General features: G+C 39.4%; 18 protein-coding genes. 14 read left to right on the forward strand and 4 right to left on the reverse strand.

The genetic code is table 11. The features are described 5' to 3' along the window. Positions 1-84 precede the first annotated feature (84 nt). Positions 85-2,850 (reverse strand): PAS domain S-box protein, encoded by a 2,766-nt coding sequence (locus tag HGR01_RS35180; RefSeq protein ID WP_045873394.1) that lies wholly within the window; start codon positions 2,848-2,850, stop codon positions 85-87. A 742-nt stretch (positions 2,851-3,592) separates the two neighbouring features. Here HGR01_RS35180 and HGR01_RS35185 point away from each other — a divergent pair. Beyond that, positions 3,593-4,084, forward strand: a complete 492-nt coding sequence (locus HGR01_RS35185; RefSeq protein WP_045873395.1) for an orange carotenoid protein N-terminal domain-containing protein — start codon at positions 3,593-3,595, stop codon at positions 4,082-4,084. A 360-nt stretch (positions 4,085-4,444) separates the two neighbouring features. On the opposite strand, the gene HGR01_RS35190 is transcribed toward HGR01_RS35185, so the two are convergent. The 3 genes from HGR01_RS35190 to HGR01_RS35200 all read right to left on the reverse strand — a co-directional run bounded on the left by HGR01_RS35190 (position 4,445) and on the right by HGR01_RS35200 (position 7,813). Then, a complete protein-coding gene (locus HGR01_RS35190; RefSeq protein WP_045873396.1) occupies positions 4,445-4,807 on the reverse strand; it encodes a response regulator transcription factor in 363 nt (120 codons plus the stop codon). Between the two features lie 18 nt (positions 4,808-4,825). Next, positions 4,826-6,298: an IS66 family transposase gene (gene tnpC / locus HGR01_RS35195; RefSeq protein WP_045868690.1), complete on the reverse strand. Its 1,473-nt coding sequence runs from the start codon at positions 6,296-6,298 to the stop codon at positions 4,826-4,828. A gap of 111 nt (positions 6,299-6,409) precedes the next feature. Continuing rightward, positions 6,410-7,813, reverse strand: coding sequence for a response regulator (locus HGR01_RS35200; RefSeq protein ID WP_045873398.1), 1,404 nt, complete (start codon positions 7,811-7,813; stop codon positions 6,410-6,412). Positions 7,814-8,430: 617 nt separating this feature from the next. On the opposite strand from HGR01_RS35200, the gene HGR01_RS35205 reads away from it, so the two are divergent. The 13 genes from HGR01_RS35205 to HGR01_RS35265 all read left to right on the forward strand — a co-directional run bounded on the left by HGR01_RS35205 (position 8,431) and on the right by HGR01_RS35265 (position 24,961). Next, a complete protein-coding gene (locus tag HGR01_RS35205; RefSeq protein WP_045873399.1) occupies positions 8,431-9,105 on the forward strand; it encodes a vWA domain-containing protein in 675 nt (224 codons plus the stop codon). Between the two features lie 48 nt (positions 9,106-9,153). After that, complete coding sequence (locus tag HGR01_RS35210; RefSeq protein WP_045873400.1) at positions 9,154-9,936, forward strand: PP2C family serine/threonine-protein phosphatase; 783 nt, start codon at positions 9,154-9,156, stop codon at positions 9,934-9,936. 60 nt (positions 9,937-9,996) lie between these two features. Further along, positions 9,997-12,174 (forward strand): tetratricopeptide repeat protein, encoded by a 2,178-nt coding sequence (locus HGR01_RS35215; protein ID WP_045873401.1) that lies wholly within the window; start codon positions 9,997-9,999, stop codon positions 12,172-12,174. Between the two features lie 655 nt (positions 12,175-12,829). Then, positions 12,830-13,603: a glucose-1-phosphate cytidylyltransferase gene (gene rfbF, locus HGR01_RS35220; RefSeq protein WP_045873402.1), complete on the forward strand. Its 774-nt coding sequence runs from the start codon at positions 12,830-12,832 to the stop codon at positions 13,601-13,603. 205 nt (positions 13,604-13,808) lie between these two features. Beyond that, positions 13,809-15,020, forward strand: coding sequence for an L-2-hydroxyglutarate oxidase (lhgO, locus tag HGR01_RS35225; RefSeq protein ID WP_045873403.1), 1,212 nt, complete (start codon positions 13,809-13,811; stop codon positions 15,018-15,020). 239 nt (positions 15,021-15,259) lie between these two features. After that, complete coding sequence (locus HGR01_RS35230) at positions 15,260-15,607, forward strand: glycosyltransferase (protein WP_228045596.1); 348 nt, start codon at positions 15,260-15,262, stop codon at positions 15,605-15,607. Positions 15,608-15,703: 96 nt separating this feature from the next. Continuing rightward, on the forward strand, positions 15,704-16,732 hold the full coding sequence (locus tag HGR01_RS35235) for an NAD-dependent epimerase/dehydratase family protein (RefSeq protein WP_045873404.1): 1,029 nt from the start codon (positions 15,704-15,706) through the stop codon (positions 16,730-16,732). Positions 16,733-17,008: 276 nt separating this feature from the next. Further along, positions 17,009-18,025 carry a glycosyltransferase family 2 protein gene (locus tag HGR01_RS35240; protein WP_045873405.1) on the forward strand — a complete coding sequence of 339 codons (1,017 nt, stop codon included), beginning with the start codon at positions 17,009-17,011 and terminating at the stop codon, positions 18,023-18,025. Between the two features lie 30 nt (positions 18,026-18,055). After that, positions 18,056-18,895, forward strand: coding sequence for a hypothetical protein (locus HGR01_RS35245; protein ID WP_045873406.1), 840 nt, complete (start codon positions 18,056-18,058; stop codon positions 18,893-18,895). A 69-nt stretch (positions 18,896-18,964) separates the two neighbouring features. Next, positions 18,965-19,531: a dTDP-4-dehydrorhamnose 3,5-epimerase gene (rfbC, locus tag HGR01_RS35250; protein ID WP_045873407.1), complete on the forward strand. Its 567-nt coding sequence runs from the start codon at positions 18,965-18,967 to the stop codon at positions 19,529-19,531. A 185-nt stretch (positions 19,532-19,716) separates the two neighbouring features. Next, positions 19,717-21,030: an NAD(P)H-dependent oxidoreductase gene (locus HGR01_RS35255; protein ID WP_045873408.1), complete on the forward strand. Its 1,314-nt coding sequence runs from the start codon at positions 19,717-19,719 to the stop codon at positions 21,028-21,030. 521 nt (positions 21,031-21,551) lie between these two features. Then, entirely contained in the window at positions 21,552-22,661 is a 1,110-nt protein-coding gene (locus tag HGR01_RS35260) for a glycosyltransferase (protein WP_045873409.1), read from the forward strand. An 11-nt stretch (positions 22,662-22,672) separates the two neighbouring features. Further along, entirely contained in the window at positions 22,673-24,961 is a 2,289-nt protein-coding gene (locus HGR01_RS35265; protein ID WP_045873410.1) for a GumC family protein, read from the forward strand. Positions 24,962-25,140: the final 179 nt, after the last annotated feature.

A 25,140-nucleotide genomic window follows, 5' to 3' on the forward strand; every position in this document is an offset into this window, starting at 1 on the left:
GGATTCTCCCCCAATTGAGTTAACTGTTTCCACAAGTGACAAATCAATCTCTAATGAAACTAAACTGTATTGACTTATCTGTACTTAGCAACTGGCAATCTGCTGTAATTCGTGAGATAGAATCGGCGTTTCTTTCTGCTTTAAAGGAATTTCAATCCAAAATTCTGTGCCTTTACCTAATATTGACTCACACCTTAAAATTCCCGCGTGCTTTTCTACAACAATCTGATAACTAATAGATAAGCCTAAGCCTGTACCTTTACCTACAGGTTTAGTTGTGAAAAATGGGTCAAATAGTTTTGACTTTACATCTTTTGTTATACCTGGGCCATTATCTGCAATTCTCACAATAATCCGATTATTATTAACAAGTTCGGTACGGATTCTAATTTGGCTACGATTTTTTTGAGTATCTGAGTGAGAATGCTGATTGAGATAATTCTCTAGAGCATCAATAGAATTATTAATAATATTCATGAATACCTGATTTATTTGCCCAGGATAGCACTCTACTAAAGGTAATTCCCCATATTCTTTGATGATTTCAATACCAATCGGATGCTCTGGTTTGGCTTTCAGCCGATTCTGTAAAATTAGTAGCGTACTATCAAGACCTTCATGAAGATTAACTGCTTTCATTTCCGCTTCATCTAAGCGCGAAAAATTGCGTAAACTCAGCACAATTTCCCGAATGCGATTAGTACCAATTCTCATAGAAGAAAGTAGTTTTAATAAGTCATGAGCAATAAATTCTAAATCAACTGTTTCACAAAATTCCTGAATTTCGTGAACAGGATGAGGATAGTGTTTTTCATAAAGTTTTAGTAGTTCTAGTAACTCTTGTACATATTCATCGGCTGGGGTGAGATTACCATGAATAAAATTAACTGGATTATTAATTTCATGAGCAATCCCAGCAACTAATTGTCCTAAACTAGACATTTTTTCTTGCTGAATGAGTTGTGCTTGAGTTTGTTGCAACTTATGCAAAGTATCACTGAGTTTTTCAGCTTGAGCTTGCGCTGCTAAGGTGGCGGTACGACTTTGTGTATAAAGTTGTGCATGGTCAATGGCAATTCCTAATTGATCGGTGACAGCTTGCAACAAGTTGATTTCACTATTTTCCCAAACACGTTCGCCGCTACAATGACTACAAACAATTGCTCCTAATTCTCCCGTATTACTACTAACTGGTAGCAATAATAAAGAAGTAATACCAAACTCAGTCAAGAATTTTTCGATATGCTCTTCAATTTGGCGATCGCTATCAATATTGTGAATACAAATTAGCTCTTGATGCAGCAGATGTTTCGCTAAAAAAGAGTATTTTTTCAGCGAAATTACACTTAATATACTAGGTAATTCCGGCTGACGTGCTTCATGAGTAATAGACAAGCTAGTTTGAGAGAATTCAGGTAAGTAACGGATAAAGTAGCAACGGTCAATTTGTAGTAAACTGCGGATTTCTCTCACAGCAGTTTCCAAAATAGTATCGAGTTCCAAAGAACTACGGATTTGGCTAGCTAAACCCAGCAGTAAAGCTTCCCGACGGCTGAGAAGCTGTGCTTTTGCCCAAATTCTATCAATGGCTACAGCGATATTATTAGCTATCCAATTGAGCATATTATGAGTAGGTTGGCTCAAAGATGCACAGCTAAATAAAGCCATAATACCTACTAATTCTTCTTCCACTATTAATGGATAGGCAGAAAAGAGTAAGTTTGATGAGATATTGTCTAGATTGCCAATGTGGTAATTTGTTTGTAAGTCTTGATTTAATATTACTTGATGATTTTGATTGATTGCGTCAATAACACTGTTAACTAATAAAGTTTGATTAGGGAAATTTTGCAGGTTAGTTAAGATGCTACAGCTACTATCTGTACAAGTCACCCCCGCTTGAAATTGAATATCTTTTGTCTGTTGTTCTCCAGTCCAAATCCCCACAAAAGCAACATCTAGATATTGCGATATTGTATGTGTACACTGTTGAATAATTTTATTCAAAGTACCACTTTGAGCTAAGATTAAACTAACTTCTGCACTTAATAATGAAAGTTGCGATCGTTCTCGAATCGCTAACTCGGAAAGTTTACGCTGAGTAATATCGGTACGAATCGCGACATATTTCTCCGGTCGCCCGTCTGCAGATAGCTTTGGTACTATAGTTGTTTCTACCCAATAAAAACTACCATCCTTGGCTTTATTTTTGATTTCTCCTTGCCAGATTTTTCCTTGAGAAATAGTTTCCCATAATTGCACGAAAAATTCTTTGCTGTGATAACCAGAATTGATAATTCTGTGGTTTTTTCCTATCAGTTCTTCTCTGGAATATTGAGAGGTTTTGCAAAATTTATCATTGACATAAGTAATCCTTCCCTTGTGATCAGTAATTGCTACCAAAGAATGGGCATTTATAGCATATTTTAAATTTTCTGATTCTTGCAGAGAATTCCAGAGAACGATTTCTTGCTCTTTAGTGGCAGTAATATCACGAGCTATGGCATAAATTAACTTTTCCTCTTGGAAAGTTGTAGAATTCCATGACAACCATTTATAAGAGCCATCTGCACAAATATAGCGATTTTCAAAGCAAATTCTATCTATTCCCGTTGTCAATTTCTGTGCTTCTAAAATTGTAGATTCGCGGTCTTCTGGATGCACAAATTCAATAAATGGTTTAGCAAGTAGCTCTTGATTTGACCAGCCTAAAATTTTATGCCAAATTGGGTTAATATGTTTGAAATAACCATCAAACCCAGCAATACAAAGTAAATCTATAGAAAGAGAGAAAAATCTCGAATATTTAGCTACCGACTCTACATCTTCTAATTGAAATGGCTGTTGCATATACCAAGAACTTATAAATTTTGAAATTTTTCATTAGGTGTAAATTGAGTACATTTTCACAATTTCACCAGTCATGCCAATTACCTACTAAATTCAGCGGAAAAATTTAGCCTTCGCCTAGTAAGCACTTAGTGCTTTGGAAAAGGCCAATCTGTTTTCCAGTTAAGCTTTAACCAAAATTTCTATTTACCCAGTTTTCTATTAGATTTAGATTTCCCGAAAAGACTATAAAGTAAACGTGAATTTCACAAAATTTAAATAAGAAATATTAAGTCGGAATCGCAGTGCAATTAAAGAGAGTCGGTAAGGGCTGTCATTAGTCATTTGTGAGCCACTGGTTCCCCTGCTTGTACCGCTAACGCGGAACCCAAAGGGTTGTAAGCTTATTTAAGTTTCGTAACATAGTTGGGTTTATTTCCAGCAAATTGATATTACGTTAGCCCAACCGACAATTTATCCTTAACTGAACCGTATTGTTTCATAGGTGGCTTGAGGCAGAAAATTAGCATTACATCTGTCTTCAGTAAGGTTAAATTTCTATTTGTGTCTGCTACTTTAGATAGCAAAAAAATTATTTTACAAAATAGACTTAGTTGCCTATAAATCTCTAAAAACTGTCTTTTTGCCAGATTTTAACAATTATTTTTGGAAATTTATATACTTCTATCTTCAGTAAGGTTAAACCACAGAAATAACTTTGTTACGGTTACCTAAGTAATCAAAAATTTCAGCGGAGTTTGTAATGACATACACCCAAACCAACGATCCAACTATCAGAGAACAGGTTCAAGCTTGGCAAAAATTGGATGTGGATCAACAGCTTGCTTTGTTTTGGTTTATCTACAAAGAGATGGGTGGCTCAATTACACCAGCAGCACCCGGTGCAAGTACTGCTTCTTCAGATATTGCAGAAGGGTTATTCAATCAAGTTAAAGAATTATCTCACGAAGAACAGTTACAACTTCAGCGTGATTTAATTAACAAAGTTGACACTCAACTTTCTCGTCAATACGGTTCTTTAGGTGAAACGACAAAGTTACTCTTTTGGTATCGCTTATCTCAAGGTATGGATAACGGTACTATCATTCCTATGCCATCCGATTACAAGCTGTCTTCAGATGCTCAAGCTTTGTTAGATAGAATTAAAGGATTAGCTTTTGAGCAACAGATGACTCTTTTCCGTGATTATGTTGCACCTATGGGTGCGGAAGCGAAATCTGGTGCTGCACTTTAATTTTTGAATTCTTCCATCTGCTGTAGGATGCGTTAGCGTTAGCGTAACGCATTCTACTGGACTGACACAGCTAATTTGATGCAATAGCAAAAATTCATCAGCGTTTATCTGCGGTTAATTTAATCAAATCTAATGCCTCATTTTAGGCGTGTCAGTCCACTACCTGAATTTCAAAAATCGAATATGAGTCCTATAAACGCGATCGCACTACTGTATTCATTCAAGCATTATTATATAATCATTCGGTAATATAATCTAATAAAGCAGAATATTATATTTTTTTACCAAAATTGCCTACCTCTACTTCTAGGTTGAGTACATACGCTCAAGTGAGAAGCTGGTATTTTAGTAGCAATTATTTCACCCAACTACAGATTCAATCGCACGGATTAATTGTTGTTTAGTGAATGGCTTAGTTAAATAAACATCTGCTCCTTGTTTCATTCCCCAAATTCTATCGATGTCTTGATTTTTTGAACTACAAATAATAATTGGTAGTTTTTGGGTTGCAGGATTTTTTTTCAATTGACGACAGAATTCAAAACCACTAAGTCCTGGCATCACAACATCAGTGATAATCACATCAGGTTGGTGATTGACTGCTTGATTCAGCCCGTCTTTAGCATCATAAGCCTTGAGTACGATATAACCACTGTCTCCCAGATAACTATTAATTAATTCTAATTGAGAGGGAGTATCTTCAACAACTAAAACGGTAGGCATATAAGTAAGGATTCAGGTCTAAAATTGAGGAACTAGAGAAGGGCGAGACTGAGAATTAATAGAGTCAGCAATTAGTGCTTGTACAAAAAAATCAATAACAGACAGACTTTGACGACGACAGGTTTGAACCACCGTCAACAAATTGGCAGTATGTTGAAACCGCTCCATCGAACGGGAACCACCACTAACTTTACGTTTTGTCACAGCCAAACGCAGCGATCGCTCGGCTTGATTGTTATCAGGAGGAACTTCAGGGTTGTCAAGGAAATACCACCATTGGGAGGCTTTATCGCGCAAGGAACGTAAAAGGTTTCCTGCTGTAGCTCCGGCTAAGTTAATCCAGTCATCAAGTGTTTGTTGCAATTTAGATTTGAATTGATTGACCCAATCGTTATAACTGGCGCAGTCAAGAGTCTCAAACCATTGGGCATAATTTCCAAAAGCTTCATCAATTAAATCCACAAATGCTTCACCAATAGCTTGGTTGTGAAGACCTGGAAGTTGAATTAGTTTTTTGAAGTGACGGCGTAGATGAGCCAAACATTTCTGCTGCTCAGGCACCGCATAGCCATTGTAAACACTAAAATCATCGCTGCTGATTACCCCTGTATATTTAGCCCCTAAAATGGCTTCTAGTTCTGCTCTGGAACGAGTGTCAGCAGCAGTAAACAGGCAAAACTCAGAATTGGCAACTACCCACAACCATTCTTTAACTCCCTTGACAGACCAAGGTGTTTCATCCACATGAATGTTAGGTTGTGTCTGTTTTACCCAATTACTTAACTCAGTAATGCTTGGTTGAATCGCTGTTTGAATTCGTTCATTTGTGGTGACTAAAGTTCCCAGCCCAATTTCAATTTGACCTAACTCCCACAACATTTCTTGCTGTTTTTCATAGGGCATATGTGCATAATTATTTGCCCATCCTAAAAATGCCTGTAAAGAAATCCCTAAATCCTGTCCTGGGATGATATCTTGTGACCAGGAGGCTGTTTGTATATTGCCACAGTACTCACACTGGCACGTATGGCGTTGATACTCAACTATTTCAATGGGACGCTCCACTAGTTGCGCTACAGACTGTTTTTCTACTTTTACTGCCACAGCCGCAAACGCTTTTTGACCACAACAGACACAATCACTTGGACGTAAGATTTCACAACGATCTACTCTACCAAAACCCTTACGGGTCTTACCTTGATGCCCTGGTTGCCCACCTGGCTTTCTTTTGGGATGATTTGATTCTTCTTGCGGTGCTGCTTTTTTGTTTTCACTCTTTTTGAGGATGTCCCCTGATGGCGGCTTAGATGAGGTTTTGCTGTCTAAATCTCTGCTGACTTTTAAACGTTCTATTTCTTGCTGTAGTTCTAATACTGTTTTCTGTAATTCACCTATTACCTTGCTCTGCTCAATGATTATCTCTACCAGTTCTTGTTTCGATAACTGGTTCAAGCTTTCCCGGTCTAAATCTTGAGGCAGGTTTTGGTTCATATCTGTGATACTCCTCCTCAAGCGATCCCTTTGTCAATACTCTGCCACCTGAATCCTTACGCATATAATAAATCTGAACTCCGATCCAAAAGTAATGTAATTTTTATTTAATCAAGCCAAATGCATAAAGACAAGCTTCAATAATTCGGCACGAGTAAAAGGTTTAGTAAGATAACCAGAAGCCCCTACCAAATTTGCCTTGACTTTATCTACCAATCCTTTATTACCTGTAACAAATATAACAGGAACATGCTTAAACATAGAGTTATTCCGTATAATTCGGCACAACTCATAGCCATCAATACCTGCCATATTTAAATCTAGTAAGATTAAATCTGGTTTATGCCTAATAATTGACATGACAGCTTTGAGTGGGTCTTCAATAGTCACTACAGCAAAGTTTTCATCCTCTAAAAAACGACTAATTTCTCTGAGGATCGTGGGGCTATCATCTACAGAAATAATTTTGTAAACCTTTTTAGCGGTTGCAGTAGCAGTGGTTACTCTTTCAGGAGCTAAATTTATGTTATTTGGTAGTGTTAATTCCTGATGGTTTTCTAAAGAAGGAGAAGAAATATATGATAATTCCTCAAGAGGCTCTATATTCTCTACAGGGATATTTGGGGAGGCTTTAGCAGAAGTATTATTGACTTCTACGACTTTATTAACTAATCCCGATTCCGATGGTTCTGTTATATATTGAGTAGGAGATGAGCTGGGGCTAAATGTCTTAGGTAATTTATCAAATGGCGGATCGGCTTCATGTAATATAATTCCACCATTAACAATGTAGTGATATAAGTGTTGAGCCAGTTGGATTTCATCTTGGTTCATAATCACAGCAAGATGACGCAGGCTAAAACCCTTCATCCAGTAAGTTAAATTAGGTTGCAGATCTACAAATATTGGGTTTTGAATTGATTTGTTAATAAACAGGTAAGGACGCTGATAGGGAGAAGAAATATGAGGAGCAAAAGATTGCCAACGCTCTAATCTTGTTTGGCAACGTTCGATAATCTTTTCTACGTCAAGCCTGCAAATTTTCGGTACATGAGGCGGTAAATCACTTAATTCATAGTTTCCCATTTTGATTAACAGCAGAGATTCAATCACTTCTTTGACTAATTCTTGAATCAGTACTGCTGCTTGTGTGGAATGTAAGTGTCCCTGATTGACAAGCCAGACAATTGCTTGATAATCAGGTGGTTCGTTATCTGAATTACTCTGGTGTTGCATCAGTTGATTTGGTGAGTCAACTTCAAACATCAGACGTAATTGCACGCGAGTTTCGCTAGTAAGTAAGGGAATTTGATGGCTGAGACGACGTAAATGACGTTCTAGTCGATCGAAGGGTTCAACTGAGTGGGTAGCGTAGGTTATTTTCCCCTGTTCCAGGTAAATCGACCAAGTTACAGAGTTGCTAAATGCTCGTAAATAGGTACTGTCAGAACTTTTAGATAACTGACTTAACAAACTTTGGGGACGTAGTTTGGTGAATGAGCCAGAGAGATTCATACTTTTCGAGGTTTCCGGAAAATCAACGTGAATCAAAGTAAATTTGAAATAACAACAATGAATATGGTTTCTTAGCTTTAATTTTTCTCTTGAAACAAATTATTGCTAAGAAATATCTACATCCCTGACTGACCTTAAAAACCACAGTATAACTTGTTTGTTAAATTTTGTACCCTGAGAACAGCCTAGTATTTTTACGGTGCTTTGGCCTCACAGTTGACATATTGAACTGAGGATAATTCTGATAATGATGATGATTGCGATTCCTACGGATTTATTCTTTTCATATAAAACTACTGCTTTCTACACAAAAGCTTTAAACTTTTTTGTGGGAAAATGCTGGTATTTATTGTATTGTGAGTTTACGAGAATTATGAAGTTCACTAAATGGCTTAATGCGATTAAAGTAAACTATATGTAAAGTCTTCTGGACTCAATTGCCTATCAATTAAGGGTTTCTTGAATATGTAGATAATTGAGTAGGAAGAATCTCATTAATAATTATTAAGAGATATGCAAATAAAATCCTCAGGAATGTAGTTTTTTTTACCTAAAAACTATATACTGAGAGCTAATAAGGAAAAAATACTTTGAATTATAACATAACACACAAAGTTATGCATGATACATTAAGACTTGATGAAGTAGTAGAATTTGCGGAAAATCCTGAACCTCGATGCCCTTGTGTGCTCTTGCTAGACACATCTGGTTCGATGCAAGGAGATCCCATAGAAGCTTTAAATCAAGGCTTGCTGAGTTTAAAAGATGAATTGGTCAAAAATTCTTTAGCAGCTAGAAGAGTAGAAGTAGCTATAGTCACCTTTGATAGTACTGTGAACGTAGTACAAGACTTTGTGACTGCCGATCAATTTAACCCACCAATCCTGACAGCACAAGGATTGACCACTATGGGTTCAGGGATTCATAAAGCCTTGGACATGATTCAAGAGCGCAAATCTCAATATCGTGCTAATGGTATCGCCTACTACCGTCCTTGGGTGTTTATGATTACTGATGGTGAACCACAAGGAGAGTTAGATCAAGTCGTAGAACAAGCAAGTAAACGCTTGCAAGGCGACGAAGCCAATAAAAAAGTAGCATTTTTTACTGTAGGGGTAGAAAATGCTAACATGACACGTTTGAATCAGATAGCTGTACGTACTCCTTTAAAACTCAAGGGATTGAATTTTATTGAGATGTTTGTCTGGTTATCAGCCAGTATGTCAGCTGTGTCCCACTCACAACTTGATGAACAAGTAGCACTACCACCAATAGGTTGGGGTACTGTTTAATAAATATTGCAGCTTGATACTAACACAGCTAGCTGTTGCAAAAAATCTATGAATATGTCAAAACAGATACCTCAATGGCAGGTAGTAGCTGCATCAGTATGTGGTACTAGCCATTTAAAAAACAAACAGCTGTGTCAGGATGCTCACCACTGGCAATTATTATCGGATAATGTGTTAGTGGCAGCAGCAGCAGATGGTGCAGGTTCAGCCATCCAAGGCAAAGTCGGAGCGATGATTGCTGTAGAAACAGCTATAGAAAACATAGCTATCAAAGAAATCACTCGCGATGCTTTAGCGGATGATGGAGTCGTGCGATCGCTGTTGACAGACGCGATGTTAGCCGCTAAAAAAGCGGTAGAAGACGAAGCGGCCGCATGTAATAATCAGCTTCAGGATTTAGCAACTACCTTAATTGTGATGGTCGCCACGCCAGAAGTGGTAGCGGTGGCCCAGATTGGTGACGGCTTGGCAGTAGCCAAAGATAGTACAGGGAATCTACTGGCATTAACTATGCCCGACAGTGGTGAATATATTAACGAAACCACTTTTTTGACTTCGCCAGGAGCCTTAGAAACAGCACAAATGAAATTATGGCGTGAATCCATAGTTAATGTCAGCGTGCTCACCGATGGGCTACAAATGCTGGCTTTAAATATGGTGGTTGGCGAACCGCACAAACCATTCTTCTTTCCGTTATTCGACTTTGTCGCGAATACTCAGGATAAGACGGTGGCTAAAGAACAGTTAGTCAAGTTTTTAGGATCTGAACGGATTACACAGCGCACTGACGATGACTTAACACTCATCATCGCGGCACTCAGCAAACCGTAAACCCAGATCCGCCAGATGATTCAGCATTTTTAAGTAACCCCCGTTAACCGTAACTCTATCATGCAGGTACTACGTTGTCTTCCTAAACAGGAAATTCTGAATCTTAACGTCAGTCTAGGGCGTGGTGGTGAAGCTTGTATCTATGCAGTACCATCCCAAAGCAACTTAGTGGCTAAGGTTTATCACAAACCCACAGCCGCACACGCTTACAAACTCCAAGCAATGCTGGTTAATCCGCCAGAAAACCCCACAGCTAATTTAGGGCATATCTCTATTGCTTGGCCACAGGATGTATTACGCGCAGTAGATGGCAGCGATCGCATTGTTGGCTTTTTAATGCCGCGGATTCGTGGGATGCGTCCGATTATTGACTTTTACAATCCCAGAACCCGCCGCCAACACTGCCCATTATTCAACTACCAGTACCTGCTACGTACAGCAAGAAATCTGGCGGCAGCTTTTGCGGCTTTACATAGTAGCGGATATTGCATTGGTGATGTCAATGAGTCCAATATCCTGGTAAGTGACACAGCGCTGGTGACATTAGTCGATACAGACTCCTTCCAGGTACTCGATCCCGATACTCATGCTGTTTACCGATGCCCTGTAGGTAAACCAGAATTTACCCCACCAGAACTGCAAAACAAGATTTTCTCACAGCACGATCGCGAAGTTACTCACGATTTGTTTGGGTTAGGAGTACTGATCTTTCAACTGTTGATGGAAGGTACCCACCCATTTTCTGGTATTTTCCAAGGTGCTGGCGAACCACCCGCATACGAATCACGTATTGCTTCTGGTCATTTTACTTACAGTCAAAAGCGGAAAGTTCCTTACCTAGCTACTCCCATAGCACCAGCTTGGGATATTTTGCACCCCACCTTACAAGAACTGTTTTTACGTTGTTTTGAGGATGGACATAACGACCCACATGTCCGTCCCAGCGCCCAAACCTGGATGCTAGCCATAGCGGAAGCTGAAGAAAGCCTGATTACTTGTAGCGTTAATCCTCAGCATAGCTATAACGAACATCTACATTCATGTCCTTGGTGCGAACGTACTAAACGCTTAGGTGGACGCGATCCCTTCCCGTCACATCGCGCGATCGCTGCCAAAGAACACCTCAAACCTCGTATACCAGCTAGAAATCGCTACAATCAGCCGACCCAAAGGCCGCAACCTGTAGCCCCCTTAACAACACATCAATGGCAAGCCACATATAACAAAAAAGCTACTTTCCCCAATATCCTCAAAAATCGCAAATGGTACCCAGTAGGGTTGTGCGTACTCGGTTTTGGTTTATTAGGGTATTTAGATGTCATGGTGAAATTAACTAGCCCAGTTGTTTCCCAAAATGCTTATACCCAGCAAACTTTTCAGCCTAATCAGACAATCAAAAACAAAAACCTCAGCTTTGATGATTACTATAAACAGGGTCATGCAGCTTATAAAGTGCGAGACTATGGGCGGGCGATTGAGAACTTTAACCAAGCTTTAGAAAAAGAACCTAACAACGCCAAGGCTCATGTTAACCGAGGTAACGCCCGCTATAACATGAAAGACTATGAAGGCGCACTCAGCGACTACACCGCAGCTTTGCAACTCAACCCCAGAGAACTCAAAGCATTTGTAAATCGGGGTAATGTGCGCTATATGCTAGCTGACTATAGCAACGATCCCGATCGCGAATATACCTTAGCGATCGCTGACTTTAATAATGCGCTGCGTCTTAATAGTAAGGAAGTAGAAGCCTACATCAGACGAGGTGTTGTCCGCGCCCAAGTTGCTAAATATAGTGGCGACTCGCAACAAGATTATCAGCAAGCCATCAATGATTTTACCAAAGCCATTGATATCAATCCCTCACAACCAGAAGCTTTCTTCCAACGGGGTATTGTCCATTCGCAGATTGCTCAATATAGCAACGATTATGCGCGCGAGTACAATAAAGCGATCGTGGACTTTAACCAAGCGTTAAGCATCAACCCTAAACAGGGGAAAGTCTACCTCAAGCGAGGTATGATTCACTACGAGCTGTCACAATATGGTAGCCAAAATTCAGAGGTAAATCGGATGAAAGCAATTGATGATTTACAAACCTCTGCCAAAGTCTCTCTAGAACAAGAAGATATGGACAACTACCAACAAGCACTCAGTAGCCTCTGTATTGTTGTAGAAAATAAATGTGATGCTTTATTCCAAAGTAGCAATGTTTTGGATTCAGCAGAAACAAAGTAAATAGGGGCGCTTAGGCTAGAGTTGAGTTTGCTCGTTCATAGCGGGTGGTAAGCCGCCCGTAGATATGCTTATAAAAACTGTGGTGGAGTCAGTTAATTGCTAACCCCCACTAGGAAGCTACGCGTAGCATTTTCGTGAGAAAAAGCGGCGCGTTGCAGAATTTTTTTGTCTAGATATTGGAAATTCCTGACTGCTAGATACGTGCAGTATCTTCTTTGAGCAGGGATAATTGGTGTGTGGCACTGGCTACAAACTCACAATTATTTGAGCAAAGAATTGATGACAACTGCCAATAATTTATTTTTTTCTTAAAAAAGTAAATTCTATCACTATTCAATTAATACTCAATTATTAATAAGTATGAGAAAATCATCCATAAAATCGGGTTTAGCGATTGCTAAATCCGATTTATTTTTTGGGTTATATTGCTCACCTATGAAGTAATTAATTTTCATATTTTCTCCGTATTCATAAAGCTTTTATATAACAAAGATTTTTATTTACCTTGTCTTTACAGAAAAGCGCAAAAATCTAGTTAGATTATTTACGGAGAAAGATAAATGGTAAATAGATTTTTCTCTATTCCAGGTGCAATCGCTTCATTAGCAACGAAAAAGTTAATTATTAAACTACCTGCAAATCTTGAGGAAATTGCATGAAAGCAGTGATTTTGGCTGGTGGTCTGGGTACACGCTTAAGTGAAGAAACAAGTATCAGACCTAAGCCGATGGTGGAAATTGGTGGTAAACCAATTTTGTGGCACATCATGAAGATTTACTCTGCCCACGGCATTAATGATTTTATTATTTGTTGTGGATATAAAGGTTATGTGATTAAGGAGTACTTTGCTAATTACTTCTTGCACATGTCAGATGTCACCTTTGATATGCGTTTTAATCAGATGAATGTGCATTCTGGATATGCTGAACCCTGGCGTGTGACCTTGGTAAATACAGGGGATAACACTATGACAGGTGGACGCTTAAAGCAAGTCAGAGAACATTTGGGTAACGATACTTTTTGCTTTACCTATGGTGATGGTGTTTGTGATGTAAATATTACAGAACTAATTAAGCTGCATAAAGCACAAAATACCTTAGCCACACTCACAGCAGTACAACCTGCGGGACGTTTTGGCGCAATTTCTTTGGGACAAGAACAAACTAAAATTACTAGTTTTCGTGAAAAACCTGAAGGTGATGGTGCTTGGATTAATGGCGGTTATTTTGTTTTAGAACCCCAAGTAATCGACTTCATTGCTGATGACAGTACAGTTTGGGAAAAAGAACCATTAGAAAAATTAGCAGATATGGAACAGTTATCTGCTTACAAACATAATGGTTTCTGGCAACCAATGGACACATTACGTGATAAGAATTATCTCGAAGACTTGTGGAAGAGTGGTCAAGCACCTTGGAAAGTATGGTAGTAGAATATTTAAGAGTTGCGTAATGAATCAATTTTGGACTTTGGATTTTAGATTTATTGCCAGTCTCTTGCTGATTGTCAGTAGACTATAAATCTAGTTAATTGAAAATAGTTAAAAATTAGATTTTCCATATAAAATCCAAAATTTAAAATCTAAAATTCGCTAAACTCTTAAATTGGTTGTTTTTAAAGGTGCGATAATACTAATGTACGACTTTGCAATTATTGGTGGGGGAATCGTTGGACTTTCTACAGGGATGGCTTTAGGCAAACGCTATCCCAATGCCAGAATTTTAGTATTAGAAAAAGAAAGCAAATGGGCATTTCACCAAACAGGTAATAATAGCGGTGTAATTCACTCAGGAATTTACTATAAGCCTGGAAGTTATAAAGCTAAATTTTGCCGTGACGGTGCTAATTCAATGGTGGAATTCTGCCGAGAATATGGCATTGCTCATGAGATTTGTGGCAAAGTAATTGTGGCAACTTCAGATGCAGAAATACCACGCCTAGAAAATCTCTATACACGCGGCTTAGAAAATGGCATTCAAGTCCAAAGAATTAGTCCCGAAGAAGTTAGAGAAATTGAACCCCATGTCAGTTGTGTAGCTGGCATTAAAGTATTCTCTACAGGTATTGCTAATTACAAGCAAGTTAGCGAGAAATACGCTGAGTTAATTCAACAGCAAGGAGGTGATTTACGCCTCAACACCAAAGTAGAGAAGATTAGGCCTAGTGGGAAAAATCAGGTACTAGAAACCAACAACGGTAGTTTTGAAACTCGGTTTGTAATTAATTGCGCCGGATTGCATAGCGATCGCGTGGCTAAATTAGGTAATGTGGAACCACAAGCGAAAATCGTACCCTTCCGGGGAGAATATTACGAACTCACCCCCGAAAAACGCTACCTGGTGAAAACTCTGATTTACCCAGTACCTAATCCAGATTTTCCCTTCTTGGGTGTCCACTTTACCCGCATGATTGATGGTAGCGTTCATGCAGGCCCCAATGCCGTATTGAGCCTGAAACGCGAAGGTTATCACAAAACCGACTTTGACTTGCGAGATTTTGCTGAGGTAATGACTTATCCTGGTTTCTGGAAATTAGCCGCAAAACATGCTGATGAAGGGATTCAAGAAATTATCCGTTCCTTTAGCAAAGCCGCCTTTGTGAAGAGTTTGCAACAACTCATTCCCGAAGTGCAAGCCCAAGATTTAGTTCCTACCCATGCAGGAGTTCGCGCTCAAGCATTGATGAATGACGGTAAGCTAGTGGATGACTTCTTGATTATCCCAGGGCAAAACTCTATTCATGTTTGCAATGCGCCTTCACCAGCCGCTACTTCTTCTCTAGAAATTGGCAAAGCAATAGTGGCGCAAGTTCCTGAACCTTCACATCTAGCCGCATCGGTTATTTAACCCATCAAGGGTATCTGATATTTTGCAGCATTCTCAATAGGCATAGGGTGGGCAGTGCCCACCCTATCCACATTTCTTATTTTCGCAACATCTCTCTCTAAATTGCCTTTCTCTGAGTCTTCCTTGCTGCTGTAGTTATTGATTTCCAACTTCACCTGTGTGCTGATAGCATCCCATTTTCAATTCCCAACATCAGCTAACAAATATTTAGGTGAAAGTTATGAAAGTTATAAGAGTATGTGAGAAATGACCAGGATGGACTAAACGCAATTCTGGCAGGTAAATGGCAAGAAATTCATCCGCTATGGAATCAAATGCCGAGAATTTATGATTATTCATCCTGGAACGAAAGTCCTTTTGCTGAAGATATTTATAACGAGCTATTGCATCGTCCCTACATTATTCACTGTACAAATTATCCTAAACCTTGGTGTGCGGGATTGCGAGTGGAATGTAAACATCCTAAAAAGCATTTATTTTTTCAATATTTAGACATGACAGCTTGGTCAGGATGGCGAGATACATTTGGGAGACGCTTGGGTAGAAAATTTATGAAATTGGCCCGCATCAATACCTCAAAACTCTGAACTAATTTGAAGAAATAGGCAAAATTCAAGAAGATTTTTGTGCCTATTTAGTAATGACAAACACAAGCAAATAATCAATACAAAGGCTTCACAATAATGAAAGTATTAGTCACTGGAACAGAAGGTTATCTTGGTTCTTTATTACCTCCTCTGTTAATGGAACGAGGACATGAAGTTTTAGGAGTAGATACAGGTTTCTATAAAGCTGGCTGGCTATTCAACGGTACTGATGTGACAGCCAAAACCTTAAATAAAGATATCCGCAACATTACACTTAAAGACCTACAAGGTGTTGATGCAATAGTTCACATGGCGGAACTATCTAACGATCCCACTGGACAACTATCGCCTACCATCACCTACGACATCAATCATCACGGTTCAGTGCGCCTAGCTAAGTTAGCTAAAGAAGCGGGTATACGTCGCTTTGTATATATGTCTTCTTGTAGCGTTTACGGTGTAGCTACTGAGGGAGATGTCACAGAAGAATCTCCTGTGAATCCCCAAACAGCCTATGCAGAATGTAAAACTTTGGTAGAACGAGATGTCATGCAACTAGCTGATGATGATTTCTCTCCTACCTTTATGCGAAATGCTACAGCTTTTGGCGCTTCACCAAGAATGCGGTTTGATATTGTTTTAAACAACCTAGCTGGCTTGGCATGGACTAGCAAAGAAATCAAAATGACTAGCGATGGTACACCTTGGCGGCCGTTAGTTCATGCGCTAGATATCTGCAAAGCAATTGTTTGTGCCTTGGAAGCACCTCGTGATATTGTACACAGACAAATCTTTAACGTTGGGGATACTGCAAACAACTATCGAGTTAGAGAAATTGCAGAAATCATTGCAGATGTCTTTACAGGCTGTCAATTGTCTTTTGGCGATAACGGTGCAGACAACCGCAGCTACCGGGTATCTTTTGAGAAAATCAACACCATGCTACCCGGATTTAAGTGTGATTGGAATGCTCAATTAGGTGCCGAACAGCTATTTAAATTGTTCAGTCAAATAGATATGACTGAAGATACTTTCCTGTTCAGAGGATTTACAAGATTAAAGCAGCTAGAGTATCTAATTCGCACCCAACAAATTGACAAAGACTTTTTCTGGCAAAAAAATTAGTACCTCTGTGCGAAATTCATAATTTCAGCAGATATACACCTTAAACTGACTTATTTACAATATCCCCGACTTTTTGCATAAGTCGGGGATATGAGCAAAAATCAAAAACCTTCGCTACTAGGTTTTTGATTATCTTTGGCATGACATGAAATAACCTAATGTTTAGAGTTCTAAATTATATCTAAAAAAGGGAAATTTTCCGGAAATATCCTATCTATAGAGAATTATCTCTTACAAGAATTTATTTTTCTAATTAATGAGCTTTTAAAGAAGCCAATGAATAAATTACTAACAATTGCTATTCCTACTTATAATCGAGCGGAATTACTAGATAAACAGTTAGGTTGGTTAGCTGAAGCTATTCAAGGTTTTGAATCTGATTGTGAGATTTTAGTTTCTGATAATTGCTCTACAGATAAAACTCCAGAGGTGGTAAAAAAGTGGCAAGCTACACTCAGCCATATCACTTTTAACTCTCACCGCAATGCTGAAAATTTAGGCGTAATGAAAAATATTCTTTACTGCCTCAATGCTGCTACAACTAAATATGTTTGGACAATTGGCGATGACGATCCGATTCAAAACCAAGCTATTGCTTATGTCATCAACAAAATCAAGCAGCATGAAGATTTATCATTATTATTTCTCAACTTCTCTGGACGCAATAAAATTACTAATGAAGCAGTTCATCCACCAACAATAGTAGGTAATCGTTGGTTTGATGCTGATAGTGAAGATGGTAGTGGTGATGGTAAGGCAATATTTGAACATTGCTTTGCTAAAAGCGTTGGTGCAGTCATATTTCTCACAGCTACAATCTATCGCGCTGATTTAGTGAAAGCCGCTCTAAAACACTGGCCAAATGCTGCAAGCAATTGGATTTGTTTAGCATATTTAGCAGGTTATTGTGCCGCTAATGGCAGTGTGATTGTCACCAAAGAGACTTTTTTGGAATGTATTGTTGGTGTGAGTTATTGGCAGAAAGAGCCAAGGTCTGCACTGTTAATGCAATACAAACATATACCTGAAGTAATTTTAAAACTGGAAGAGAGCGGATATTCTAAACAATTTTGTAAAAGAATGCTTTTGCAAAATGGTAAGGAAGCAAATTTAAGAGTATTTTTCGGTGCTTTAAGAAGATGGCCTGTATCTGCTGTGAAAACAGTTGTTCCTTTTATAGCCTTGATAGGATTAGCCATGTTTGATGTCATAGCTATTAAAGAAGCGAGTATGGCAGAAACAGCAGAAATATGTACTCAACAAGTTCAAAAAAAAAGAGAATTAAACCTCTGAATTAATCTGAAATCAACAAGGATTATTATCATGTTGCAAACTATTAAACGTAAAGTATCTGCGCTGTATTCTGACTTAGCTTGTGCCTTAGCTAGATGGAAACATAGGAAAAACCTACCATCATTGCCAGAATGCGATCGCGCTATTCTTAAGGCTCTGAAAAAGGATGGAGTATATGCTACAACCCTATCTGATTTAGGGTTCGATTCTACTTCCGAATTACTCCAGGCTGCTGCTCATCAATTATCCCAGATGGAAAAAGCCAATAACAACGAGCTAGACGAAATGTGGCCCCAGATTTATACAGTTACAGACATTCCTGCAATCTCTGCTTGGGCTACAGACAAACGGCTACTCAACATTATTGAAAATTACATCGGTCTTCCTGTTAAATTTCATGGTGTGCATTTACGCAAAGATTTTCCTAGCAACCATCAATTTGGCACATTGCTTTGGCACAGCGATGCGGAAGATAGACGGATTATCAAAATCTTTCTTTCTCTGAAAGACGTAGATGAAAAAACAGGGCCTTTTGAATATATTCCCCGTTCTTTAACTTCTTTATTCAGGTGGCAATACTATTGGCTGTACTACAAGCTTTGGCAGTCAAGTTATATGGGGATTGATGATGAAATTGTCAAAAAAGCCATTCCTCAATCAGCTTGGAAATCTTGTAAAGGGCCAGCAGGTACAGTCATTTTTGCTGATACCAAAAATGTTTTACATCATGGGACTGTACGTACAGAAGAACGAGTAACATTATTTTTCTGCTATACAGCTAATCCTCCCGAAAGACCAGACCTATGTACTCAATATTGGGATGATACATATCCCAGGATAGAGTTAAATTCTGCACTAGAAACCGTTTAAGTAACCAACTAATTGTCACTAATTAGCTAGTTATTTACTCCTAAATAAAAATTAATTCTGAGGTAAATTATGATTTTCATCAAAACTTCACTGAAAGACGCATTTATTGTTGAATTAGAAAAAAAGCAAGATCACCGTGGTTTCTTCGCTCGTTCTTTTTGCGCGCAAGAGTTTGTTACCCACGGCTTAAAATCTATAGTTGCTCAATGTAACGTGTCTTATAACTACAAAAAGGGGACATTGCGCGGGATGCATTATCAACTAGCGCCAGCAGCCGAAACTAAATTAATTCGCTGTACCAAAGGCGCTATCTATGACGTAATTATTGATATGCGTCCTGACTCTCCCACCTTTTTATCTCATATTGGTGTGGAACTTACTGCCGATAATCACCGCGCTTTATATGTACCAGAACTGTTTGCCCACGGCTATCAAGCGCTGACAGATGATGCTGAGGTGGTCTATCAAGTTGGTGAATTTTACACACCAGGTTATGAGCGTGGTTTACGTTATGATGACCCATTCTTTAACATTGAATGGCCTTTAGAAGTCACAGAAATTTCTGATAAAGATTTAAATTGGCCTTTATTAAGCATGATGCCCGTTGGTGGTGCAGAAATAGAGGCTAAAGTCTAGTAGTCTGCTGACCCAAAAATGTTAGGTGGAGATTGGGTAAAGGTGAAAGGGAAAAGGGTAAGGGACAAAAACCTTTCCCCTTTACCCTTTCCCCAGCCAGTTACCTTGGCTTACTACTCAAGGTTAGGGAAAAAGGGAAAGAGGAAGAGATTTTTAACAATTATTGTGTATGTAGGAATTACAAAATGATTATTATAGACCGCGCTTTAGAAGCCCGCGCAGCTTTAGGTAGACCCATCAAAGTGGGGATGATTGGTGCAGGCTTTATGGGTAGAGGTATTGCTAACCAAATTATTAATTCTGTGCCAGGAATGGAGTTAGTTGCTATCTCCAACCGCCAACTTGATGCAGCCAAGCGAGCTTATCTAGAAGCAGGGATTGAAGATATTCAGGTGGTGACAAATATCACCGATATGGAAGATGCGATCGCTCAGGGTAAATATGCAGTTACAGAAGATGCAGAGTTACTGTGTCGTGCTGATGGGATCGAGGCTTTAATTGAAGTTACCGGTGCAGTCGAATTTGGCGCACATATCGTCATGAGTGCGATCGCACATCACAAACACGTGATTATGATGAATGCTGAACTCGATGGCACTATTGGCCCTATCCTCAAGGTCTATGCAGACAAAGCTGGCGTAATTCTCAGCGCTTGCGATGGCGATCAGCCAGGGGTAGAAATGAATCTCTACCGCTTTGTAAAAAGCATTGGTTTAACTCCCCTATTGTGCGGTAACATCAAGGGTCTGCAAGACCCCTATCGCAATCCCACCACTCAAGAAGCCTTCGCTAAACGTTGGGGTCAAAAAGCCCACATGGTAACTAGCTTTGCTGATGGGAGCAAAATTTCCTTTGAGCAAGCGATCGTCGCCAACGCCACTGGGATGAAGGTTGCGAAACGGGGAATGCTGGGTTATGACTTCACTGGTCATGTGGATGAAATGACCAATCTGTATGACGTAGACCAGCTCAAGGAATTGGGCGGTATTGTTGATTATGTTGTTGGTGCTAAACCAGGCCCAGGGGTATTTGTATTTGCAACTCACGACGACCCCAAACAACGCCACTATCTTAACTTGTACAAACTCGGTGAAGGCCCGCTTTACAGCTTCTATACTCCTTATCACCTCTGCCATTTTGAAGTTCCCCTCTCTGTAGCCCGTGCGGTTCTCTTCCAAGATGCTGTGATGGCTCCCTTGGCTGGCCCGGTAGTAGATGTAGTCACCACAGCCAAAATAGATTTGAAAGCCGGAGAAACCTTAGATGGTATCGGCTACTACATGACCTACGGACAATGCGAAAATTCTGCGATCGCACAACAGCAAAACCTCCTACCAATGGGATTAGCTGAAGGATGTCGCCTCAAACGCGATATTCCCAAGGATCAAGTGCTAACTTACGACGATATAGAATTGCCCGCAGATAGACTTTGCGATAAATTAAGAGCCGAACAAAACGCTTATTTCGCTACAGAAAAAGCTCTAGTAGCTGTCGGTTAAATTAAATGCGTGGTCAGGAATTTATTCTTAGCTTTCATTCTTAAATTCCTGACTACGTACCAACATCTTTTTCTACTATTTCTTAGCGTCCTTAGCATCCTATTTGCAAGGTGCTGGTGGAAACCTGTTTAATTTCAACTCCATCTTCTGAGATTACAAATAATTAAGCTTCTTAGAGGTTGTTTTAAAAGTGGTTCGCTGTGAATTTAAGCACTTCTCAAGTGCCACTATTCCCCTTGAAAAAGCGGATTTATCAGCATATAAGGGACTTCCAAGAAATAAATTATTCCATCTTGTGGGGCGGGCATCTTGCCTGCCACATAAACTGGGCGGACAAGATGTCCACCCCATAATAAATACTGGGATATTTTTTTATTTGCAAGTACCTAAAATTATTTGATAAATTACTAAATCATTTTAAAACATTCTCTTAATTACGAATTACGAACTACGAATTACGAATTACTATTACTTGCTGGGAAGTATTCAAGCAAACCTGAAAGAAACTGGAGATTGAACTGATGAAAATTGCTCTAGTCCATGATTACTTAACCCAGCGCGGTGGAGCAGAGCGCGTGTTTGAATTGCTTTGTAAGCGCTACCCTGAAGCTGATATTTACACCTCTGTTTACAATCATCAAAAAACTATAGATTTAAGTGAGCGTGTAGTTAATACAACTTTCTTACAAAAAATTCCCGGTGCAGCTAAATATTTTCGCTTGATGGCTCCCTTCTATTTTTCTGCTTTTCGGGCTTTAAATTTACAAGACTATGACTTAATTATCAGTAGTAGTACGAGCTTTGCAAAAGCCGTCAGAAAAAAACCCCAAGCACTACATATTTGCTTTTGTCATAATGTTACGCGTTTCTTGTGGGATACAGAAACTTATTTAAGGGAATACGGTGATTATCGCTATTTTGCACCGCTACTAGAAAAAATATTCCAAGTTATGAGAAATGTAGATTTGGAATATGCACAGGAACCCGATTTATATATTGCTAATTCCAGTATTGTGGCTCGACGCATTCAGGATATTTATAAAAAGCAAGCTATTGTCATTAATTATCCCATTGATACCAGTAATTTCATTTTCTCAGACCAGAAAGAAGAATATTATTTGGCATCTGCGAGGATGATCAGTTATAAACGTTTAGATATAATAATTGAAGCTTTTAATTGGCTAGGGTGGCGTTTATTAATCTCAGGCGATGGCCCAGAACAAGCACGGTTAAAATCCAAAGCTTTAGATAATATTGAGTTCTTAGGACACGTCAGCGATGCAAAACGTAAAGACTTATTTTCTAAAGCTAAGTCTGTGATAGTTGCGGCTTTAGAAGATTATGGATTGGTTCCAGTGGAGGCTAATGCTAGCGGTACTCCAGTTATTGCTTATGGAGCAGGTGGTGTTTTAGATACTCAAGTTCCCAGAAAAACAGGAGTCTTTTTTAAGAGACAAACACCAGAATCTTTACAAACTGCATTACTAGAAGCTGGCGAAATAACTTGGGATTACCAAAACATTCGGAATCATGCAGTAACAAATTTTTCAGAAACAGCCTTCTTTAGTAAAGTCGAACAAATTATTGACCAGGCTTGGAGAGTGCATCAATCAAGTAATTTGTTAGCTTAAGGATAATAAAAGTGGTTCAAACTAGTCTTAATCCGAGTTTCAATCCCAATCCGAATACACCTCCCGAAAATGAAGCGGGTTACGGACAGATGCTGTCCGTAATGGTACGCAGATTTCCCTGGTTTGTGCTTGTATTTTTCACTTCCGTCACTTTTGCTGGTTTTATCACTACAAAAACCAAGCCTACCTACAAAAGTTCTATGCAGTTGTTGGTAGAACCCAATTATCAAGTTAAACAAGGAACAGCAACACCAGAAAATCAATTTACTGAACCGACTATTGAAATAGACACAGCAACCCAACTCAACATTATGAAGAGTTCTGGGCTGTTGCAAAAGGCTGTTGATAAAGTTCAGCAAGACTATCCAGACTTAACTGTTGATGATGTTAAGAATGCTTTGGTTTTGAATCAAATTAAAACCAAAGAGGATAATGTCTTAACTAAAATTTTTCAGGTTGAATATAGCGATCGCGATGCCGAAAAAACCCAAAAAGTTCTGAGTGCGATTCGCCAGGTGTATTTGGAATATAACAAGCAGCAGCAAGATTCCCGGTTACAAAAAGGGCTGCAAGTTATTAGAGAACAGTTAAAAAAAGCTAGTGATGAAGTTAATGCTTCTGAAACTAATCTGCAAAGATTTCGCAGAACTCAGAATTTAATCGATCCGGAAACCCAAGCAAAAGCGCTAGAAGACGCTTTGAATAAACTTGAAGAAGAACGACGTACTACTCGTTCTCAATATCAAGAAGCTTTGGCGCGTCAACAATCTTTGCAAGCGCAACTTAACCGTACGCCACAAAATGCTTTGGTTTCTTCGCGTTTGAGTCAGTCTACTCGCTATCAAGGTTTACTCAACGAGATTCAAAAAACAGAACTGACCCTATCACAAGAACGCTTGCGGTTTACAGATGAAACTCCTAGTGTGCAAAAGTTGCAAGCACAACTAGAAGGACAGAAGGAATTATTGCAACAAGAGGTGAGCAGAACTTTAGGCGGCTTACCTGCTAGTGCTGTTGCAGATGGCGGAAATCTACTAGAACAAGGACAACTCGGACAAATTGACCTCAACCTTGCAGGTGAGCTAGTAGAAACACAAACAAATATTGTTTCTTTAGCAGCTCGCGATCAAACTTTGGCTCAGAAAGAAAACGACCTACGTTTGCAACTCAAACGCTTTCCGCCTTTGTTGGCTTATTACAATCGCATATTACCGCAACTGCAATTTAGTCGTGAAAGGTTAGAGCAGTTGTTGAGAGCAGAACAGCAAGTGCGTCAGGAACTTTCTAAAGGCGGATTTAATTGGGAAGTGGTTGAAGAACCCCAAAAGGGTACATTAATGGGCCCCAATCTGCAGCAGAACCTGTTGTTGGGTGCGGTGGTTGGCTTAATGTTAGGAGGTATTGCTACCTTTGTACGGGAAGCCTCTGACGATGCTGTTCATACTACTGCTGAGTTAGAGAAGCACGCAGCTCTACCATTGTTGGGTATTACTCCCAAGTTACCCCCTGTTAAACCTAGAGAGTCAGTAATTAAGTTGCCTTTTGGTAAACCAGAAGAGCTTGCACCTTGGACAGTTCAAGTATTACAATCTCCTCCTAGTTGGGAATCGCTAGACCTAATTTATAAAAATATTGAACTGCTCAATACTGTTACCAGTTTGAAATCATTAATGATTACCTCGGCTTTACCCGATGAGGGTAAGTCCGCTTTGGCATTAGGTTTGGCAATGAGCGCGGCGCGGTTACACAAAAAAGTACTATTGATTGATGCTAATTTGCGTGAACCAAGTCTACACAATCAACTCAATCTTCCCAACGATCAAGGGCTTTCCACTCTCCTCACCAGTGAAGGCTCTATACCTAACCAAATGAGTATTCAATACTCAGGCTCATCCTACATTGATATTCTGACAGCTGGGCCTACACCTGCTGATGCAGCTAATCTTTTGAGTTCGCCACGGATGACACAATTGATGGCAACTTTTGAAGAGAACTATGATTTGGTACTGGTAGATGGTTCTCCTGTGCTTGGATTAGTAGATGCGATGTTGACTGCATCATCTTGTCGTAGTGTTGTGATGTTGGCAAGCATTGGTAGAGTAACTCGCAGCCAAATGGCTCAAGCTACAGCGATGTTGAGCAAGTTAAATCTGATTGGAGTCGTAGCAAATGGAGCCTCCAACGCTGACAGCACATACGTACCTTATACAAAGCCACAAAGATTTGCACTGCAACAAGCAATGGAGAAATACAGCTCTTCTCGTTTGAGTGAAACAGGTTCTCGTCGGGAAAGAGGCTAAAGAATCACGCAAAAATTGGTTTTGGGGAAAAGGTTAAAGGTTAAGGGTTAAAGGTTTTCTCTTTCCCTTTTCCCATTCCCCTTTTTCCCCTTAACCGACAAGTATTGGCTAGAGTGGTGTCACTATAGGCATTTTTCATTAGCTGTCGTCTCAGCAGATTGTAGGGCACAACATTGTTG

Origin of the sequence: Tolypothrix sp. PCC 7712, assembly GCF_025860405.1 — a bacterium.
GTDB classification, from domain to species: Bacteria; Cyanobacteriota; Cyanobacteriia; order Cyanobacteriales; family Nostocaceae; genus Aulosira; species Aulosira diplosiphon.

What these genes read in the sequence shown, in the direction of transcription:
- HGR01_RS35215 (WP_045873401.1), top strand. Translation starts at nt 9,997, where the DNA reads ATGCAGGTACTACGTTGTCTTCCTAAACAGGAAATTCTGAATCTTAAC.
- HGR01_RS35260 (WP_045873409.1), top strand. Translation starts at nt 21,552, where the DNA reads ATGAAAATTGCTCTAGTCCATGATTACTTAACCCAGCGCGGTGGAGCA.
- HGR01_RS35255 (WP_045873408.1), top strand. Translation starts at nt 19,717, where the DNA reads ATGATTATTATAGACCGCGCTTTAGAAGCCCGCGCAGCTTTAGGTAGA.
- HGR01_RS35245 (WP_045873406.1), top strand. Translation starts at nt 18,056, where the DNA reads ATGTTGCAAACTATTAAACGTAAAGTATCTGCGCTGTATTCTGACTTA.
- HGR01_RS35235 (WP_045873404.1), top strand. Translation starts at nt 15,704, where the DNA reads ATGAAAGTATTAGTCACTGGAACAGAAGGTTATCTTGGTTCTTTATTA.
- tnpC (WP_045868690.1), bottom strand. Translation starts at nt 6,298, where the DNA reads ATGAACCAAAACCTGCCTCAAGATTTAGACCGGGAAAGCTTGAACCAG.
- HGR01_RS35180 (WP_045873394.1), bottom strand. Translation starts at nt 2,850, where the DNA reads ATGCAACAGCCATTTCAATTAGAAGATGTAGAGTCGGTAGCTAAATAT.
- HGR01_RS35210 (WP_045873400.1), top strand. Translation starts at nt 9,154, where the DNA reads ATGAATATGTCAAAACAGATACCTCAATGGCAGGTAGTAGCTGCATCA.
- HGR01_RS35200 (WP_045873398.1), bottom strand. Translation starts at nt 7,813, where the DNA reads ATGAATCTCTCTGGCTCATTCACCAAACTACGTCCCCAAAGTTTGTTA.
- lhgO (WP_045873403.1), top strand. Translation starts at nt 13,809, where the DNA reads ATGTACGACTTTGCAATTATTGGTGGGGGAATCGTTGGACTTTCTACA.
- HGR01_RS35240 (WP_045873405.1), top strand. Translation starts at nt 17,009, where the DNA reads ATGAATAAATTACTAACAATTGCTATTCCTACTTATAATCGAGCGGAA.
- HGR01_RS35190 (WP_045873396.1), bottom strand. Translation starts at nt 4,807, where the DNA reads ATGCCTACCGTTTTAGTTGTTGAAGATACTCCCTCTCAATTAGAATTA.
- HGR01_RS35205 (WP_045873399.1), top strand. Translation starts at nt 8,431, where the DNA reads ATGCATGATACATTAAGACTTGATGAAGTAGTAGAATTTGCGGAAAAT.
- rfbF (WP_045873402.1), top strand. Translation starts at nt 12,830, where the DNA reads ATGAAAGCAGTGATTTTGGCTGGTGGTCTGGGTACACGCTTAAGTGAA.
- HGR01_RS35185 (WP_045873395.1), top strand. Translation starts at nt 3,593, where the DNA reads ATGACATACACCCAAACCAACGATCCAACTATCAGAGAACAGGTTCAA.
- rfbC (WP_045873407.1), top strand. Translation starts at nt 18,965, where the DNA reads ATGATTTTCATCAAAACTTCACTGAAAGACGCATTTATTGTTGAATTA.